This is a genomic window from uncultured Methylobacterium sp., assembly GCF_964244095.1.
GTDB lineage: Bacteria > Pseudomonadota > Alphaproteobacteria > Rhizobiales > Beijerinckiaceae > Methylobacterium.
On record NZ_CAXTHR010000100.1, the window covers coordinates 1 to 16451 of the forward strand.

14 protein-coding genes are annotated in these 16451 nt (G+C 72.9%); 9 read left to right on the forward strand and 5 right to left on the reverse strand.

Translation table 11 applies throughout. The features are described from left to right. Window positions 1–764, forward strand: a 764-nt coding sequence (locus tag ACFE86_RS15310) for a M23 family metallopeptidase (RefSeq protein ID WP_375456185.1), incomplete at its 5' end; no start/stop codon positions are given. A gap of 13 nt (window positions 765–777) precedes the next feature. Here ACFE86_RS15310 and ACFE86_RS15315 read toward each other — a convergent pair. The 4 genes from ACFE86_RS15315 to modC form a co-directional block, all read right to left on the reverse strand. Continuing rightward, window positions 778–1821, reverse strand: coding sequence for a glutamate--tRNA ligase family protein (locus ACFE86_RS15315; protein ID WP_375456186.1), 1044 nt, complete (start codon window positions 1819–1821; stop codon window positions 778–780). Then, window positions 1818–2096, reverse strand: a complete 279-nt coding sequence (locus ACFE86_RS15320; protein WP_375456187.1) for a hypothetical protein — start codon at window positions 2094–2096, stop codon at window positions 1818–1820. Before ACFE86_RS15320 ends, ACFE86_RS15315 begins: the two co-directional genes overlap by 4 nt. Before the next feature lie 32 nt (window positions 2097–2128). Continuing rightward, entirely contained in the window at window positions 2129–4147 is a 2019-nt protein-coding gene (locus ACFE86_RS15325) for an ATP-binding protein (protein ID WP_375456188.1), read from the reverse strand. A gap of 138 nt (window positions 4148–4285) precedes the next feature. Further along, the gene (gene modC / locus ACFE86_RS15330; RefSeq protein WP_375456189.1) at window positions 4286–5389 is read right to left on the reverse strand and encodes a molybdenum ABC transporter ATP-binding protein; all 1104 of its coding nucleotides are present in this window, start codon (window positions 5387–5389) and stop codon (window positions 4286–4288) included. A gap of 62 nt (window positions 5390–5451) precedes the next feature. Between modC and ACFE86_RS15335 the strand changes: the two genes are divergently transcribed. Continuing rightward, window positions 5452–6108 carry a glutathione S-transferase gene (locus ACFE86_RS15335; protein ID WP_375456190.1) on the forward strand — a complete coding sequence of 219 codons (657 nt, stop codon included), beginning with the start codon at window positions 5452–5454 and terminating at the stop codon, window positions 6106–6108. Between the two features lie 128 nt (window positions 6109–6236). Here ACFE86_RS15335 and modB read toward each other — a convergent pair whose 3' ends face one another. Beyond that, entirely contained in the window at window positions 6237–6929 is a 693-nt protein-coding gene (gene modB / locus ACFE86_RS15340) for a molybdate ABC transporter permease subunit (RefSeq protein ID WP_375456191.1), read from the reverse strand. 609 nt (window positions 6930–7538) lie between these two features. On the opposite strand from modB, the gene ACFE86_RS15345 reads away from it, so the two are divergent. The 7 genes from ACFE86_RS15345 to ACFE86_RS15375 all read left to right on the forward strand — a co-directional run. Continuing rightward, window positions 7539–8474, forward strand: coding sequence for a 50S ribosomal protein L11 methyltransferase (locus ACFE86_RS15345; protein ID WP_375456192.1), 936 nt, complete (start codon window positions 7539–7541; stop codon window positions 8472–8474). Window positions 8475–8505: 31 nt separating this feature from the next. Continuing rightward, on the forward strand, window positions 8506–8691 hold the full coding sequence (rmf, locus tag ACFE86_RS15350; protein ID WP_375456193.1) for a ribosome modulation factor: 186 nt from the start codon (window positions 8506–8508) through the stop codon (window positions 8689–8691). Window positions 8692–8766: 75 nt separating this feature from the next. Next, entirely contained in the window at window positions 8767–10587 is a 1821-nt protein-coding gene (locus ACFE86_RS15355) for a M24 family metallopeptidase (RefSeq protein ID WP_375456194.1), read from the forward strand. Window positions 10588–10833: 246 nt separating this feature from the next. Further along, on the forward strand, window positions 10834–12984 hold the full coding sequence (locus ACFE86_RS15360) for a protein-disulfide reductase DsbD family protein (RefSeq protein WP_375456195.1): 2151 nt from the start codon (window positions 10834–10836) through the stop codon (window positions 12982–12984). 96 nt (window positions 12985–13080) lie between these two features. Further along, the gene (locus ACFE86_RS15365; RefSeq protein ID WP_375456196.1) at window positions 13081–13461 is read left to right on the forward strand and encodes a hypothetical protein; all 381 of its coding nucleotides are present in this window, start codon (window positions 13081–13083) and stop codon (window positions 13459–13461) included. Between the two features lie 124 nt (window positions 13462–13585). Beyond that, the gene (locus ACFE86_RS15370; protein WP_375456197.1) at window positions 13586–14908 is read left to right on the forward strand and encodes an efflux RND transporter periplasmic adaptor subunit; all 1323 of its coding nucleotides are present in this window, start codon (window positions 13586–13588) and stop codon (window positions 14906–14908) included. Window positions 14909–14919: 11 nt separating this feature from the next. Next, window positions 14920–16451: efflux RND transporter permease subunit (locus ACFE86_RS15375; protein ID WP_375456198.1), on the forward strand; the 1532-nt coding region annotated here is incomplete at its 3' end.

Below are 16451 nucleotides of genomic sequence, written 5' to 3' on the forward strand. Positions count from 1 at the left end.
CCACCGTCGAGGACATCGTCCGGGTGTTCAGCTACGACCTCGACTTCCAGCGCCGGATCTCGGCCGGCGACGGCCTCGACGTGTTCTACACCACCGACGAGGATGCGGGCGCCGCCCCCGACCGGCCGGACCTGCTCTACGCCGCGCTGAACCTCGGCGGAGAACCGCGAAAAGTCTACCGCTTCCAGTCGCCCGACGACGGATCGATCGACTACCTCGACGAGCAGGGCCGCTCGCTCAAGAAGTTCCTGATCCGGAAACCCATCGCCGACGGGATCATGCGCTCCGGCTTCGGCTACCGCCGCCACCCGGTGCTCGGCTACGCCAAGCTCCACACCGGCGTCGACTGGGCCAACCCGATCGGCACGCCGATCGTCGCCGCCGGCAACGGCACGGTGATCAAGGCGGAGTGGGATTCCGGCTACGGGCGCCGGGTCGAGATCCAGCACATCAACGGCTACGTCACCACCTACAACCACATGTCGCGGTTCGGCCGCGGGGTCGGCGCCGGCACGCGGGTGCGCCAGGGGCAGGTGATCGGCTATGTCGGCTCCACCGGCCTCTCCACCGGCGCGCACCTGCACTACGAGGTGATCATCAACGGCCACTTCGTCGACCCGATGAAGATCCGCGTGCCACGCGGGCGCGAGCTCGACGGGCGGCTGCTCGCCGAGTTCCGGCGCCAGCGCGAGCAGATCGACGCGGTGATGCAGACGTCGAAGAGCGCCACCGCCATGGCCCAGCGCGACGCTGCGGTGCGCTGATTTTTCTTCGGGCTTACGGAAATCCCAGCCGCGCCCGGATCGTCTCCGCGGTCGCGCCCCCCACTCGCAGATCGGCGAGCGTCTCAGAGCCCTTGGACTTCGCGAGCTTCTCGCCGTCCGGCCCGAGGATCAGGGCGTGGTGGTGATAGCAAGGGGTCGGCAAGCCAAGCAGCGCCTGGAGCAGGACGTGCAGGTCTGTCGCCGCTTCGAGGTCGCGGCCGCGGACCACGTGGGTGATCCCTTGCGCGCCATCGTCGACCACGACGGCGAGGTGGTAGCTCGTCGGCACGTCCCGGCGCGCGATCACCGCGTCGCCCCAGCGGGCGGGGTCGGCGGCGACATCCGCTCCGTCGGTGGCCGGGAATTCCGTGTCCTGGACCTGCGCGTTCCGGCATGGGCGATTCCCGCCCCCCTCTGCGGGGAAGGGCAGCCGGCGAGCCAAGTCGGGAGAGGGGGGCGACGCGTACGGACCTGTCGCTCCCCTCTCCCGACCCTCGCTCACGCGAGGGCCGCCCTTCCCGGCAGAGGGGGGAGGGAGATCGGCCGAACGCGGTTCTTTACGGAGCGTGGAATAGCGGTGCGGCCCCGGCGCGTGCCTCAGCGCGCGAGCCATGTCGAGGCGCCAGCCATGCGGTTCGCGCGTCGCGCGGCTTGCGGCGGTGCCGGCGTCGAGCCCGCGGCAGGTGCCGGGATAGAGCGGCGCGCCGTCCGGATCGCAGAAGGCGCCGACCGTGGCCGCACGGATGTCGCCGCGGGTGCAGAAGCACGGATAGGCGAGGCCCCGTGCGACCAGACGGTCGAGCGCCGCGCGGTAATCCGGCATGTGCCGGGACTGGTGGCGGATGGGCGTCTCGAAGGTCAGCCCGAGCCAGGCGAGGTCGGACAGGATGGCCTCGACCCGTTCGGGACGCGAGCGGACCGGGTCGATGTCCTCGATCCGCAGGAGGAGGCGTCCGCCCGCGCGGGCCGCGAGATCGGCGTTGAGCAGGGCCGAGTAGGCGTGGCCGAGATGCAGGCGCCCGTTCGGGCTCGGGGCGAAGCGGAAGACGGCGCTCAACCGCCGGCGCGGTGCAGGCATTGCAGCGCGCCCGGCGTGCAGGCGATGCCGGGCAGCGAGCAGGCGGCGCCTTCGGCGAGGCGGCGACAGACACGGCAGCCGTCGCCCCACTCGGCGCAGGCGGGATCGTCCGCGGGCGAGGCCGCGACGTGGGCCGCGCGATCGGGCAGGAGCCCGCCGAGCAGCACCGTCGCAGCGACCAGGGCGGCGACACTCCAGGCGACGCGGCCGTCGTTGCCGCGGGACGTCTGGGCCGGATCGGAGGGAACTGCCATGGATGGGGTGTTCGCGCGCAGGCGGCGACCCGTCAAGCCGCCTGCGCCGTCCTTCGCTCCAGAAGGCCGGGCAGCAGCTTCAGGTCGAGGGGTTTGGCCAGAAAGCCGTCGAAGCCGGCCTTGCGGGCGGCCTTCTCGTCCTCGCGGCCGGCATTAGCGGTGAGCGCGACGAGGTGCAGGCGCGCACCCTTGTCCCGGGCCTCGGCGGCGCGGATGCGGCGGGCGGTCTCGTGGCCGTCGAGGTTGGGCATGCGGATGTCGATCAACGCGAGGTCGAAGGCGGGTGCGTCCGCGATGCGCGCCAGCGCCTCTAGCCCGTCGGCGGCATGCACCACCTCGGCGCCGAGGCGCTCCAGCGCCTTTGTCGCCAGCAGCGCGTTGATCGGGTTGTCCTCGGCCAGCAGCACGCGCAGGCCCGCGCCGGCGCGGGCGGGCGGGCGTGGCGCGGCCTCGGGCGCAACCGTCGGCGCCGGGGCGAGCAGGCGGTCGAACAGCGAGCGGGCACGCACCGGCTTGATCAGGTAGGTGTCGAACCCGGCGGCCCCCGGCGCGCCGAATTCGCGCCGGTCGAAGGGCGAGAGCAGGACGAGGCTGCAGCGCACGCCGCAGGCCCTGGCCTCGTCGGCCAGCCGCCGGACGGCGTCGTCGCCGAGCGCCCGGTCGGCGATCACCGCGTCGAAGCCGACGCCGGCCAGCGCATCGAGCCCGTCCCTGAGGTTCGGCACGATCACCGCCGCGGCGCCGGAGCGGGCGAGGTTCTTGGCAAGATAGGGCGCCTGGAACGGCGAATCGGCGACGATCAGAACCTTTCGCGCCGAGAGGACAGGCCGGGCGGGCGCGGCGGCCTGGGTCTCGGCCGCGGCAAGCGGCAGGGACACGCGAAACGTCGAGCCGCGGCCGAGCTTCGACTCCGTCTCGATCCGCCCGCCCATCCGCGCGACGAGGCGACGGGTGATGGCGAGGCCGAGGCCGGTGCCCTCGTGGCTGCGGCTGGCGCTGCCGTCGCCCTGCTCGAACTCCTCGAACAGCAGCGCGATCCGGTCCGCGGCGATGCCCGGGCCGGTGTCGGCGATCGACAGCACGAGGTCGCTGCCCGCGCGTCCCACGGTGACGCCGACGCCGCCGTCCTGCGTGAACTTGATCGCGTTGCCCACCAGGTTGACCAGGATCTGGCGCACCCGGTCGGCATCGCCCACCACCAGTACGGGGACGTCGTCGGCGACGTCGAGGGCGATCTCGATGCCTTTGTCCTGGGCGCGCGGCGCCAGCAGCTCGACCACCGCCTCGGCGGTCGCGGGCAGGTCGAACGGCTCGGTCGCGAGATCGATGCGGCCCGCCTCGATGCGCGAGAAGTCGAGGATGCCGTCGATCAGCGACAGCAGCGCCTGGCCGCTGGTGCGCACCGCCTGGACGTAGGTGCGCTGCTCGCCGTCGAGGGTGGTGTCGAGGACGAGGTCGGCCATGCCCAGGATGCCGTTCAGCGGCGTGCGGAACTCGTGGCTGACGGTGGCGAGGAACCGCGACTTGGCGATGCTTGCCGATTCGGCCCGCGCCAGCGCCACGTCGAGAGCGCGGGCGGATTCGATCCGGCCCGTCACGTCGCGGCCGGCCCGCAGCCACTGGATCGGCTCGGGCCCGCGGGCGACCGGGATCTCGATGAAGGCGAACCAGCGCGGCACGCCGTCGGCCGGCAGCACCCGCGCCTCGATCCGGCGGACGCCGTCCGGTCCGGTCTCGGTTCCGCCCGTCTCCAGCACGTCGAGGTCGAGGGTCGCGCCGATCAGCGCGAGCGGCGTGCGGTCGAACAGGGCGGCATACCCTGCGTTGGCGAAGGTGATGCGCCCTTGCGCATCGCGCTGGACGATGACGTCGGTCGTCGCCTCGACCAGCGCGCGGTAGCGGTCCTCGCTCTCGGAGATCCGCCAGATCCGGTCGTGGAGGTGCTCGGCATCCTCAGCGTGGCGGGGCCGCGCGCGGCGCGTCCAGGCGAAGGCGAGGCTCGCCGCAGCGACGAGGAGCGCGAGCGCGGCGGCGAGGTCCCTGGGGTCCATGCGGATCTCCCCCGGGCGTGACGGTCCGGGCGACGGTCACGATCGCAGGGAGGGCTGAAGGATGCGTTCGGAAAGCCGCTTAACCGGGGCTTTTCGCGATGCCCGAATCCATTCGGTGCCCGATCGGTCCGATACAGGTCAGATCTCGATGGCGCGCGGCCCCGTGCCCATGCCGGCGGGATCGAGGGCGACGCTCTTGATCACCGCGTGGACCGGGCTGTCGAGCGCGAGCCCGAGGTCGCGGACGGAGGCCGCCGTGAGGCGGGCGGCGAGGATCACGCCGTTGCAATCGATCTCGACCATCACCGCGGTGCCCGCCGGGATCAGGGCGGCGACCCGGCCGGCGAGCACGTTGCGGGCGCTCAGGCCCACGGGCATCGCGGTCGCCACCAGCACGTCGCGGGCCGGCACCCGCACCCGCACCGCGCCGCCCGGTTCGCGCGCCAGGGTGGGGACGACGAGGCGTCCGGCCGGGCCTTCGAGCCGGGTCAGGCCGGCCTGCGCGTCGTGCCCGGCGATCCTCATCTCCAGGAGCGCCCCGGCCTCGGCCTCGTGGACCGGAACAAGGTCGGCCCGGCGCAGGATCGCCCCGGCCGGGCCCACGGCGGCGACCCGGCCGGCCTCCAGCACCACGACGGTGTCGGCCAGCCGCGCCACCTCCGCGACCGCGTGGCTGACATAGACGATCGGGATGCCGGCCTCGTCGCGCAGGCGCTCGATATAGGGGAGGATCTCGGCCTTGCGCGCCTCGTCCAGGGCGGCCAGCGGCTCGTCCATCAGCAGCAGGCGCGGCTTGGCGAGCAGCGCCCGGCCGATCGCCACGCGCTGGCGCTCGCCGCCGGAGAGCCCCGCGGGCTGCCGGTCGAGCAGGTGGCCGATGCCGAGCATCGCGACGATTCCCGCCAGTTCGGCCGGGTCCGCCCGGACGCCGGAGAAGAAGCGGCCGTAACCGAGATTGGTCCGCACGCTGAGATGCGGGAACAGGCGCGCGTCCTGGAACACCAGCCCGATCCGGCGCCGGTGCACCGGCAGGGCGATCCGCCGCCCGGTGTCGACCAGGGTCTCGCCGGAGACGACGATGCGGCCACGATCGGGGCGGCTGAGCCCGGCGATGAGGTCGATCAGCGTGGTCTTGCCCGAGCCCGAGCGCCCGAACAGGGCGGTGAGCCCCGCTCCGGCCGTGAATGACGCGTCGAGCGCGAACGCGCCGCGGCGGAGCGCGACCTCGACCGCGATCGTCATGCGCTCAGGCCCGAAGCGGGGCCGGCCGCGTTGTCGCCCGGCAGACACGCGGAGGGCCACGCATGATCACCGTCCATCACCTCGAGGACAGCCGCTCGCAGCGCGTGCTCTGGCTGCTCGAGGAACTCGGGCTCGACTACGCGGTCAGGCGCTACGCCCGCGACCCCGACACGATGCTGGCGCCGCCGGAGCTTCGAGCGATCCATCCGCTCGGCAAGTCCCCGGTGATCACCGACGGCGACGCGGTGATCGCGGAATCGGGCGCCATCGTCGAGCACCTCACCGGGCGCGGCGACGGCGCGCTGGTGCCCGCGCCCGGCACGGCCGCGCACCGGCGCTACACCTATTGGCTGCACTACGCCGAGGGCTCGGCGATGCCGCCGCTCCTGCTCAAGCTGGTGTTCGCGCGGCTGGCGCCGGGCAGCCCGGCCCTCGTCCGGCCGCTGGTGAGGGCGATCGCCGCGGGCGTCACGCAAAAATTCGTCGATCCGGAATTGCGCCGCCACGCCGCCTACTGGGAGGGCGAGCTGTCCGCCAAGCCGTGGTTCTGCGGCGACGACTTCACCGCCGCCGACATCCAGATGAGCTTCCCGCTGGAGGCCTTCGCCGCGCGCGGCACCGGCGCGGGCCCGCGGATCACCGACTGGCTCGCCCGCATCCACGCGCGCCCGGCCTACCGGCGGGCGCTGGAGCGCGGCGGGCCGTATGCCTACGCGTGAGGGCTCGGAGCGCCCCGCTACCGTTTTCCCGGACGACCGCAGCGAAGCGGAGGGAAGATCCGGGAAAACAGCGGAGGTTCGATCGGGAACGGCTGTGCCGGCCCGAGGCCGCGGGAGACCATTTTCCATCACCCGGCTCCGAGCCTCCGGCCCATCCTGCGGGCGAGCCGTTCGGACAGCAGCAGCGCCGTCATCGAGAGCGCCACCGAGATCAGCGTGAGGCGCAGCGCCCCGGCCTCGCCGCCGGGCACCTGCGTCAGGGTGTAGATCGCCGACGGCAGCGTCTGGGTCTCGCCGGGGATGTTCGAGACGAAGGTGATCGTCGCGCCGAACTCGCCCATCGCCTTGGCGAAGGCGAGCACCGCGCCGGCGAGGATGCCGGGCAGGCTCAGGGGCAGCGTCACCGTGAGGAACACCGCCATCGGCCGGGCGCCCAGGGTCGCCGCCGCCTGCTCCAGGCGCGCGTCGACCGCCTCGATCGACAGGCGCATCGCCCGCACCATCAGCGGGAAGCCCATCACCGCGCAGGCGAGCGCCGCACCTGTCCAGCGGAAGGCGAGGACGATCCCGAACTCGGCGAGCCACGCGCCGACCGCGCCCCGTCGCCCGAAGGCGAGCAGCAGCAGGTAGCCGGTCACCACCGGCGGGAGGATCAGCGGCAGGTGGACGAGGCCGTCGAGCAGGGCGCGGCCGGGAAACGTCTTCCTGGCGAGAAGCCACGCGACGCCGATCCCCGGCAGCAGGCTGGCGAGCGTCGCGACGCCGGCCACCCTGAGGCTCAACGCCACGGCGGTCCATTCCTCGGGCGTCAGGGCGAGCAAGGACGAGGCGGACTTTCCGAGAGGAGACGCGGGCCGGGACGAGCGCCGACCGCTATGTCCGGCCGGCTACGGCGCACACCTTTAAGCGTCGCGCGCTCCGACGCAAGCCGATCGGGCGTCCTCGTCCTCGCCTGGGAGCCTCATGCCTTCCGAGCGGTGCAGGCGGCTGAGGAGCACGAGGAGCGGTCCCGGCAAAGGGCTCTCGAGCACCTCTGCGCCGAGCAGCGCCTCGTGGGCGCGGACCGGGCGTCGCCGGCGGCGGGCGCTCCCGTTGAGGGCGACCGGCCCGCGGAGAACGGAAGGTCTGGTCTTGGTCACGCGTCAGCACCTTCGACGGCCAATCGGACTTCGATGACGACATAGGCGATTGGCCGGAAACGCGGCATTTTTGGCCCGGTTCCGCGCCTCGTTATGATGAACCTGTGAACAATCTGCCGTATTGCTGGGCGGTTTTGCCGCCTTCCCCAGTCTGTGGCGAGCCGCGGCCGGGGGTGCTAAGCATCATTGCGCGAAGTGGCCGCCGGTTCGCGCGAGAACAATGATGCGGCACCAAGGAGATCGAAGCAGGCTTTCGTTGGCGAAGCCACGAAAGCCTGCTTAGAGGCGGCCATGCTCGAAGGTCTGCACCCCAACCGCCCGACCCACGTCCTGCACCTGATGACCGACGAGCGGTCGGCCCGGACCATGACCGACCTCCTGGGCGAGATGTTCGACCCGACCGAGACGGCGGTCGCCGCCTTCGAGGCGGAGGACGGGGTGACGTGGCGGCTGGAGGCCTACTTCGCCGACCCGCCGGACGAGGACTTCGTCCGCGACCTGATCCGCCCGGTGGTCGGGGACGCGGCGGAGCGGGCCGAGTTCCGCACCATCGACCAGAGGGACTGGGTGCGCGCCTCGCTCGAGGGCCTGAAGCCGGTGCGCGCGGGCCGCTTCCGCATCCACGGCGCGCACGACCGCGGGACCGTGCGGCCGAACGAACTCGCGATCGAGATCGAGGCGGCGCTCGCCTTCGGCACCGGCCACCACGGCACGACGCTCGGCTGCCTCAAGGCGCTGGTCGACGTGCTGAAGCGTGGGCGGCCCGCCGCGGTGCTCGACGTCGGCACCGGAACCGGCATCCTGGCCTTCGCCGCCGCCAAGGCGCTGCGCGTCCCGGTGATCGCGGGCGACCTCGACGGAGAGGCCGTCCGCACCGCCCGCGCCAACGCGCGGGCCAACGGCCTCGGGCCGTATCTCAGGCTCTACGAGGGGCCGGGGGTGCGCAACGCCCTGGCCGACCGCGCCCGCCACTTCGACGTGGTCTTCGCCAACATCCTCGCCCGCCCGCTGCGGCGGCTCGCGCCGACGCTGACCGGGGTGGTCGCCGAGGGCGGCGTGCTCGTGCTGTCGGGCCTGATCGAGCGCGACGTCGCCGGCGTGCTCTCGGCCTACCGCCATCGCGGTTTCCACCTCGCCGCGAAGGGTACGATCGAGGGCTGGGTCGCCCTGGTCCTGCGGCGCGGCGGAGCGGCGGCCCGGCCGCGCGGCGGTTTCGCGCATCGATGAACCGGACCGCGCAGACGCGCATTCTTCCGGCATGAGCGACCTGCACGCGCCCCCGCCCGCCGACCCGATCACCGAGGGCGCCCGAGCCCGCGCGCACGGGCGGCCGAAGGACGCGTGTCCCTATCCGGCGGGATCGGAGGCGCGCAGAGCCTGGATGGAAGGCTTCGACGGCGCGCCTGCGGACCGGGTCCCGGATTTGCCGCGAAACGATGGCTGATCCGCGATCCGGATCGATCGCGGTCCGTCGGGAGACCGGTTGCTGCGCGAAGGCCGCCGGCGATACCCTGGCCGCATGACGCGCACCCGCTTCCAGACCTTCGACGACCCGAGCCACCGCGAGGGTCCCGCGCGCATCGCCGCGCTCCGCACCGCCCTGCGCGGGATGGCGCTCGACGGCTTCGTCGTGCCGCGGGCCGACGAGCACCAGTCCGAATACGTGCCGGCCGATGCCGAGCGCCTGTCCTGGCTCACCGGCTTCACCGGCTCGGCCGGCATCGCCGTCGTCCTCGCCGACGCCGCGGCCCTCTTCGTCGACGGGCGTTACGCCCTGCAGGCCCCGGAGCAGGTCGACACCGGCATCGTGACCGTGGTGCCGCTCGCCGAGAGCACGGCCGAGGCGTGGATCGCGCGGAACCTGCGGACCGGCGCGGTACTCGGATACGACCCGTGGCTGCACACGCCGGACGGTCTCGCCCGGCTGGAGCGCGCCGCCGCCAAGGCCGGCGCGACCCTGAAGGCGCTTGCCGAGAACCCGGTCGACGCCGTGTGGACGGGCCGCCCGAAGCCGCCGGCCGGGCGCGTCGCGGCGCATCCGCAGGCGTTTTCGGGCGAGGCGACGGGGGAGAAGCTCGGCCGCATCCGCGCCGCCCTGGAGGCCGCGCGATGCGACACGCTGGTGATCTCCGATCCGCACAACCTCGCCTGGGCGTTCAACCTGCGCGGCGCCGACATCGGCCACACGCCGCTGGCGCTCGGCTACGCGATCCTGCCGCGGGAGGGCCGGCCGCAGCTCTTCCTCGTCTCGCACGACGTGACCGACGCGGCCCGCGCCGCGCTCGAACCGATCGCCGACCTCGCGCCGCGCGGCGATTTCGACGCGGCGCTCGCCGGGCTCTCGGGCGGGCGGGTGCGGCTCGACGCGGCGACCGGGGCGGTCGCGCTGAAGGAGCGCGTCGCGCGCGCGGGCTGCACCGCCGATGTCGGGCCGGACCCGGTCACGGCGATGAAGGCGGTGAAGAACGCCGCCGAGATCGCCGGCGCCCGCGCCGCGCACCGGCGCGACGGGGCGAGCGTGGTCCGCTTCCTCGCTTGGCTCGACCGGCAGGCGGCGGTGAGCGAGATCGCCGCCGTCGAGGTTTTGGAGGATTTTCGCGCCGCCGGCGGCGATCTGCGCGACGTCTCGTTTCCGACGATCGCCGGCTCCGGCCCCAACGGCGCGATCGTGCATTATCGGGTCACGCGGGCCACCGACCGCACGGTCTCGCCCGGCGAGCTGTTCCTGATCGATTCCGGCGCGCAATACCCCGACGGCACCACCGATATCACCCGCACCGTCGCATGCGGCACGCCGACCCCCGAGATGCGCGACCGCTACACCCGCGTGCTGCGCGGCCACCTCGCGATCGGGCGCGCGGTGTTCCCGAAGGGTACGACGGGCGCGCAGATCGATACGCTCGCCCGGCTTCCGCTCTGGGAGGCCGGTCTCGACTTCGACCACGGCACCGGCCACGGCGTCGGCGCCTTCCTCTCGGTCCACGAGGGCCCGCAGCGCATCGCCAAGACCGGCACCGTCGCGCTGGAGCCGGGGATGATCCTCTCGAACGAGCCGGGCTGCTACAAGGCCGGCGCCTACGGCATCCGCATCGAGAACCTCGTCCTGGTCGAGACCCGCGCGGTGCCGGGGGGTGAACGGCCGATGCTCGGGTTCGAGACCCTGACGCTCGCCCCCTACGACCGCCGCCTCATCGTCCCGGAGATGCTGAGCCCGGCGGACGTCGGGTGGATCGATGCGTACCACGCCCGCGTGCGGGAGACCCTGGCGCCGGGGCTCGACCCGGAGACGCGAGGCTGGCTGGAGCGGGCGACGGCGCCGCTTCATGGGGAGACGGCATGATCCGAACCTTCCATCGTCGTCCGTCCAAAGCGGCCGCGGCGAAGCGGGGCCCGTGACGGAGCCCGCGAGTACACCCGTCGGCCCCGGAGACTGCCTTCGCGGGGACCTCGGATGATGCGATGCGGTGGACGTGTGGTCGCGCGGCGGAGGCTCCTGCGACACGCCATCCGATTTTGCCGGCCGCCGGTTCGCGCCTATGACGGCGGCGGCGTGCGACCGTGCTCACCGGTCGCGCGAAGGGACCACATGATCCGCCTCCTCGCCCTCCTCCTGTCGCTCGCCGCGTCGGCCGCCGCCGCGCAAGGGTTCAAGCCGCCGGCCGACCTCGTGCGGGCGAGCCTCGTCGCCGAGCCGGCCGGCGTCGCGGGCGCCACGCCGTTGACCCTCGCCATCCGCATGGCGATGAAGCCGCACTGGCACGTCTACTGGCGCAACCCCGGCGATTCCGGCCTGCCGCCCGAGATCACCTGGACGCTGCCGGCCGGGTTCTCGGCCGCGGCGATCCAGTGGCCGTCGCCGCACCGCATCCCGATCGCGACACTGATGAACTTCGGCTACGAGGACGAGGCGATCCTGCTGGTGCAGGTGACGCCGCCGCCGAGCCTCGACCCCGCCGCACCCGTGACGCTCGCGGGCAGGCTCGCCTACCTCGTCTGCGAGACAGAGTGCATCCCCGGCTCGGCCGACCTCGCCCTGACGCTGCCGGTGGCGCGCGATGCAGGTTCCGACCCCGCGAACGCCGCGCTTTTCGCGCGTGCGCGCGCCGCGCTGCCGAAGGTCTCGCCCTGGCCGGCGCGGCTGTCGAGCCAGGACGAACGGCTCGTTCTCGATCTCGACGCCCCCGGTCTCGTTGCGGACAAGATCCGCTCGGTCGCCTTCTTCCCCTATCCCGAGACCCTGATCGAGAACGCGGCGCCCCAGCCCTTCACGGTCGATGCCACGGGCTTGCACCTCGCGCTGACCCGCGCCACACCCGCCGATCCGGCCCCCGAGAGCCTGCCCGGCGTGCTGGCGATCGAGGAGGACACCGGCGGCGGCACCGTGCGGCACGCCTTCGCCATCGGCGACGCGTCGCCGCTCGCCGCAGGAAGCGCGATGCCGAGCGTGGCGCCGGCGATTCCGAGCGCGGAACCCGCCGAGACGCAGACGCTCTGGACCGCCGCCGGCCTCGCGCTGCTCGGCGGCCTGATCCTCAACCTGATGCCCTGCGTCTTCCCGGTGCTGTCGATCAAGGTGCTGAGCCTCGTGAAGCATTCCGGCGAGGCGCCAGCGCGGGTGCGCCGGCACGGGCTCGCCTACACGGCGGGCGTGCTCGCGGCGTTCCTGGCGCTGGCCTCGCTGCTGATCGCGCTGAAAGCCGGCGGGGCCGGCATCGGCTGGGGCTTCCAGCTCCAGTCGCCGGTGGTGGTGGCGGGCTTGGCCGACCTGCTCTTCGCCATGGGCCTCAGCCTGTCGGGGATACTCCATCTCGGCGGGCGGCTCGCCGGGCTCGGCGACGGGTTGACCCGGCGGGCCGGCTATGAGGGCTCGTTCTTCACCGGCGTGCTCGCCACCGTCGTCGCGACGCCGTGCACGGCGCCGTTCATGGGCTCGGCGGTCGGCTTCGCGCTGACGCAGTCGGCGGCGGCGGGGCTCGTGGTGTTCGCGAGCCTCGGGCTCGGCCTCGCGCTGCCCTTCCTGGCGCTCACCCTGTGGCCGGCCGCGCTCCGGGCGCTGCCGCGGCCGGGCGCCTGGATGGACGTGCTGAAGCAGGCGCTGGCCTTTCCCGTCTACGCCACGGTCGCGTGGCTGGTCTGGGTGCTGGCGCAGCAGGTCGGGCCGCAGGGCCTGCTCGCCGCGCTGATCGGCCTCGTGGGGATCGGGTTCTCCGCCTGGGCGTGGGACCTCGGCCGCGACGCGCGGCCGGTCCGGGCGCAGGTCGCGCGCGGCCTCGCGGTGCTCGCGGTCGTCGGCGTGGCGGCTTTGGCCTTCACCCTCGACCGCGCCGCGTCGGGCGCGCAGGCGCGGGCCGCGGGCATCGAGCCGTTCACGCAGGGCCGCCTCGACGCGTTGCGCGCGGAGGGCCGGCCGGTCTTCGTCAACATGACGGCGGCGTGGTGCATCACCTGCCAGGTCAACGAGCGCACCGCGCTCGCGACGGACGCGGTCGGCGCGGCGATGCGGGCGCGCGGCGTGGCGTATCTCAAGGGAGACTGGACCAACCAGAACCCCGAGATCACCCGCCTGCTGGAGCGCCACGGCCGCAGCGGCGTGCCGCTCTACCTGCTCTACGCCGGCGCCGGCGAGCCGGTGGTGCTGCCGCAGATCCTGACGGAGGGCGCGATGCTCCTAGCCCTCGACGCGGTGCCGGCAAGCCGCCGGAGCGCCGCGCTCGGGACGCCGGCCAAGCTGCGCTGACCCAACAAGCTGCGCTGACCCCACCGGACCTGCGTTCGGAGCCTCGGATGGCGATGGGCCGCTTGTGATCCGAACCCGGCGCGCATAAGGACGGTGATGATCTCCACACGACGCCACAGGGCCTTCGGGGCGATGCCGGGATGGTGGGCGACCGCCGCCCGTGCGCTCGCGCTCGTCCTGGCACTCGCCGTCGCGGCACCGACGGCCGGCCTCGCCGGGGACTTCGCGTCCCATCGGGGCGGCCACGCTCATGAACGGACCGCGCTCGCGATGGCGCCCGACGCGACGTCGGACGGCATGCAGGCCGTCGAGCACGGGTTGGGCTGCCACGTCCAGTGCGGCTGCCACGTCGCCGTGCATCAGGACGATGCGGCCCTCATGCCGCTGCCCGTGGCGTCTCGCCGGAGCTACGACCGGCTGTCCGAGACCGTCACTTCGGTCTCGCCCGACCGCCTGCCACGGCCCCCTCGCGCCTGAGCCGGCGCCGCGAAAGCGCGCGTCCCGAACCCGGACCATCGCTTCCGGGGCCGCCCCCTCACGTCACGGAACGGGACCGACCGCGACGCCCTGAAGGGCTCCGGCTCCCGGGCGAGCAGGCATCATGCGCATCCTCCCGACCGCGGCCCTCGTGGCCGTCGGCGTCCTCGTCGGGGCCGCCGTTCCTGCCGTGTCCGGCTTCGTCCGCGGTCTTCTGACCGCGGCCGGATTGCCGCCGACCACCTTCGCCGGGCTCGAGGCCGAAACGCGCGCTCCGGAGGCCGACCATGCCGAGGGTGACGGACATGCCCAGGGTGACGGACATGCCCAGGGCGAGCACGCCCATTCCGAGGACGGCGAGGACGGGCACGTCAGGATGACGGCCGAGCAGATCGAGAACCAGGACATCAAGGTCGCCAAGGCTGAGAGCGGGACGCTCTCCCGGCACATCCTCGTGCCGGGCACGATCACACCGGACGCCGACCGGATCGCACGCGTCCCGGCCCGGGTCGTCGGCACGGTGGCCGAGATGCGCAAGCGGCTAGGCGATGACGTCCGGAAGGGCGAGGTCGTCGCCATCCTCGACAGCCGCGAGGTGGCCGATGCCAAGAGCGAGTCCCTGACCGCGTCCGTGAAGGCCGAGCTGGAGAAGGCCAACTTCGACCGGCAGCAGGCGCTCTGGGACAAGCGCATCTCGGCCGAGTCGGCCTTCCTGAACGCCAGGGCCGTCTACGCGGAGGCAGCCCTGCGTCAGAATCTCGCCCGTCAGAAGCTCTCCGCGCTCGGGCTGAACGCAACCGAGGTGGCCAAGTTCGCCGAACAGGACGAGACCACCCCGAACGCCTCGACCCTGCGCCAGTACGAACTGCGCTCCCCGCTCTCGGGGCGGATCGTCGAGCGCAAAGTCGACGTCGGCACGGCGGTGGGCAAGGAGGGCGACCCGTCCGACGTCTACACGGTCGCCGACCTCTCGACCGTTTGGATCGAGCTCTCGGTGCCGACCTCGGAGCTTGCCAAGGTCAGGGACGGCGCCGGCGTCACCGTCATGCCGAGCCAGGACGGCGGCGAACGCCATGAGCGCGGCAGGGTCGTCTTCGTGAGCCCGATGCTGAACGCCGACACCCGCGCCGCCCGGGTCGTGGTCGCGCTGCCCAACACGGACCTGGCTTGGCGCCCCGGCACCTACGTCGCCGCAGAGGTCGAGATCGCGACGGACCGGGTTCCCGTGCGCGTGGCCAAGTCGGCCGTGCAGACGGTCGAGGGCAGGCGCGTCGTCTTCGTGCGCACGGCGGAGGGTTTCGAGATGCGCGCGGTCGAGCTCGGACGCTCGGACGACGACGCCGTCGAGGTCGCGGCCGGCCTGAAGGCCGGCGAGGAGATCGCCGTCGCCAACACCTTCCTCCTCAAGGCCGAGCTCGGAAAGAGCGAAGCCGGCCACGCCCACTGAGGCGGCCGGACATGATCGGGCGCATCCTCGACGTCTCGGTTCGGCAGCGATGGCTCACGGTGCTGCTGTCGCTGCTCGCCGCCGGCTTCGGCGGCTACGCGGTGACCAGGCTGCCCATCGACGCGGTGCCGGACATCACCAACAACCAAGTGCAGATCAACACGATCGCACCCTCGCTCTCGCCCGTCGACATCGAGACGCAGGTCACCTACCCGGTCGAGACCGCGCTCGCCGGCATGAAGGGGCTCGAATACACCCGCTCGCTCTCGCGCAACGGCTTCTCGCAGGTCACGGCCGTCTTCGCGGAGAAGCTCGACATCTACTTCGCCCGCCAGCAGGTCGCCGAGCGCCTCGCCGAGGCCAAGCGGGACCTGCCGCCCGGCGCCGAGCCGAGCATGGGCCCGATCGCGACGGGCCTCGGCGAGATCTACATGTGGTCGATCCACTACGCCAAGCCCGGCGCGCGCACGGTCTCGGCCGCCGGCAAGCCCGGCTGGCAGCCGGACGGCAGCTACCTGACCCCCGAGGGCCAGCGGCTGCGGACCGAGCTGGAGAAGACCGCCTACCTGCGCACCGTGCAGGACTGGATCATCCGTCCCCGGATCAAGACCGTGCCGGGGGTGGCCGGCGTCGACGGCATCGGCGGCTTCCAGAAGCAGTACCACGTCCAGCCGGACCCGACGAAGCTCGCCGCGCGCGACCTGTCGTTCGGCGACCTCGCCCGGGCGCTGGAGACCAACAACGCCAACCAGGGCGCGCGCTACCTGGAGGACAACGGCGAGGGCTACGTGGTGCGCGCCGCCGGCCGCCTGGAGAGCATGGACGAGATCGGCGACGTCGTCGTCGCCACCCGCGGCGGCGTGCCGGTGCGGATCAAGGACATCGCCGAGGTCCAGATCGGGCGCGACCTGCGCACCGGCTCGGGCAGCGCGGACGGCCAGGAGGCCGTGATCGGCACGGCGCTGATGCTGATCGGCGAGAACAGCCGCACCGTCGCCGCCGCCGTCGACGCGCGCATGGGGCAGGTCCGCCAGGCCCTGCCGCCGGGCGTCGAGATCCGGACCGTGCTCGACCGTACCCACCTCGTCGAGGCGACCATTCGGACGGTCGCGAAGAACCTGTCCGAGGGCGCGGCCCTCGTCGTCGTCGTCCTGTTCCTGCTGCTCGGCAACATCCGCGCCGCCCTCGTCACCGCGCTGGTCATCCCGGTCGCCCTGCTGATGACCATGGTCGGCATGGTCGAGGCGAGGATCTCGGCCAACCTGATGAGCCTCGGGGCGCTGGACTTCGGCCTCATCGTCGACGGGGCGGTCATCATCGCCGAGAACGCGCTGCGCCGCCTCGCCGAGCGGCAGCGCGAACTCGGGCACGGCCTCGACATCGAGGAACGCCTGCGGACGGTCCGGGCCTCGGCCGAGGAGATGATCACGCCGTCGCTCTACGGGCAGGCCATCATCATCCTCGTCTACGTGCCGCTCCTGACCTTCACGGGCGTCGAGGGCAAGATGTTCGAGCCGATGGCGCTCACCGTCATCATCGCGCT

Bases quoted from the DNA above. Each gene is read 5' to 3' on its own strand.
- ACFE86_RS15355 (WP_375456194.1), top strand. From the start codon at position 8,767: ATGACGCGCACCCGCTTCCAGACCTTCGACGACCCGAGCCACCGCGAG.
- ACFE86_RS15365 (WP_375456196.1), top strand. From the start codon at position 13,081: ATGATCTCCACACGACGCCACAGGGCCTTCGGGGCGATGCCGGGATGG.
- ACFE86_RS15370 (WP_375456197.1), top strand. From the start codon at position 13,586: ATGCGCATCCTCCCGACCGCGGCCCTCGTGGCCGTCGGCGTCCTCGTC.
- modC (WP_375456189.1), bottom strand. From the start codon at position 5,389: ATGACGATCGCGGTCGAGGTCGCGCTCCGCCGCGGCGCGTTCGCGCTC.
- ACFE86_RS15325 (WP_375456188.1), bottom strand. From the start codon at position 4,147: ATGGACCCCAGGGACCTCGCCGCCGCGCTCGCGCTCCTCGTCGCTGCG.
- ACFE86_RS15335 (WP_375456190.1), top strand. From the start codon at position 5,452: ATGATCACCGTCCATCACCTCGAGGACAGCCGCTCGCAGCGCGTGCTC.
- ACFE86_RS15360 (WP_375456195.1), top strand. From the start codon at position 10,834: ATGATCCGCCTCCTCGCCCTCCTCCTGTCGCTCGCCGCGTCGGCCGCC.
- rmf (WP_375456193.1), top strand. From the start codon at position 8,506: ATGAGCGACCTGCACGCGCCCCCGCCCGCCGACCCGATCACCGAGGGC.
- ACFE86_RS15320 (WP_375456187.1), bottom strand. From the start codon at position 2,096: ATGGCAGTTCCCTCCGATCCGGCCCAGACGTCCCGCGGCAACGACGGC.
- ACFE86_RS15345 (WP_375456192.1), top strand. From the start codon at position 7,539: ATGCTCGAAGGTCTGCACCCCAACCGCCCGACCCACGTCCTGCACCTG.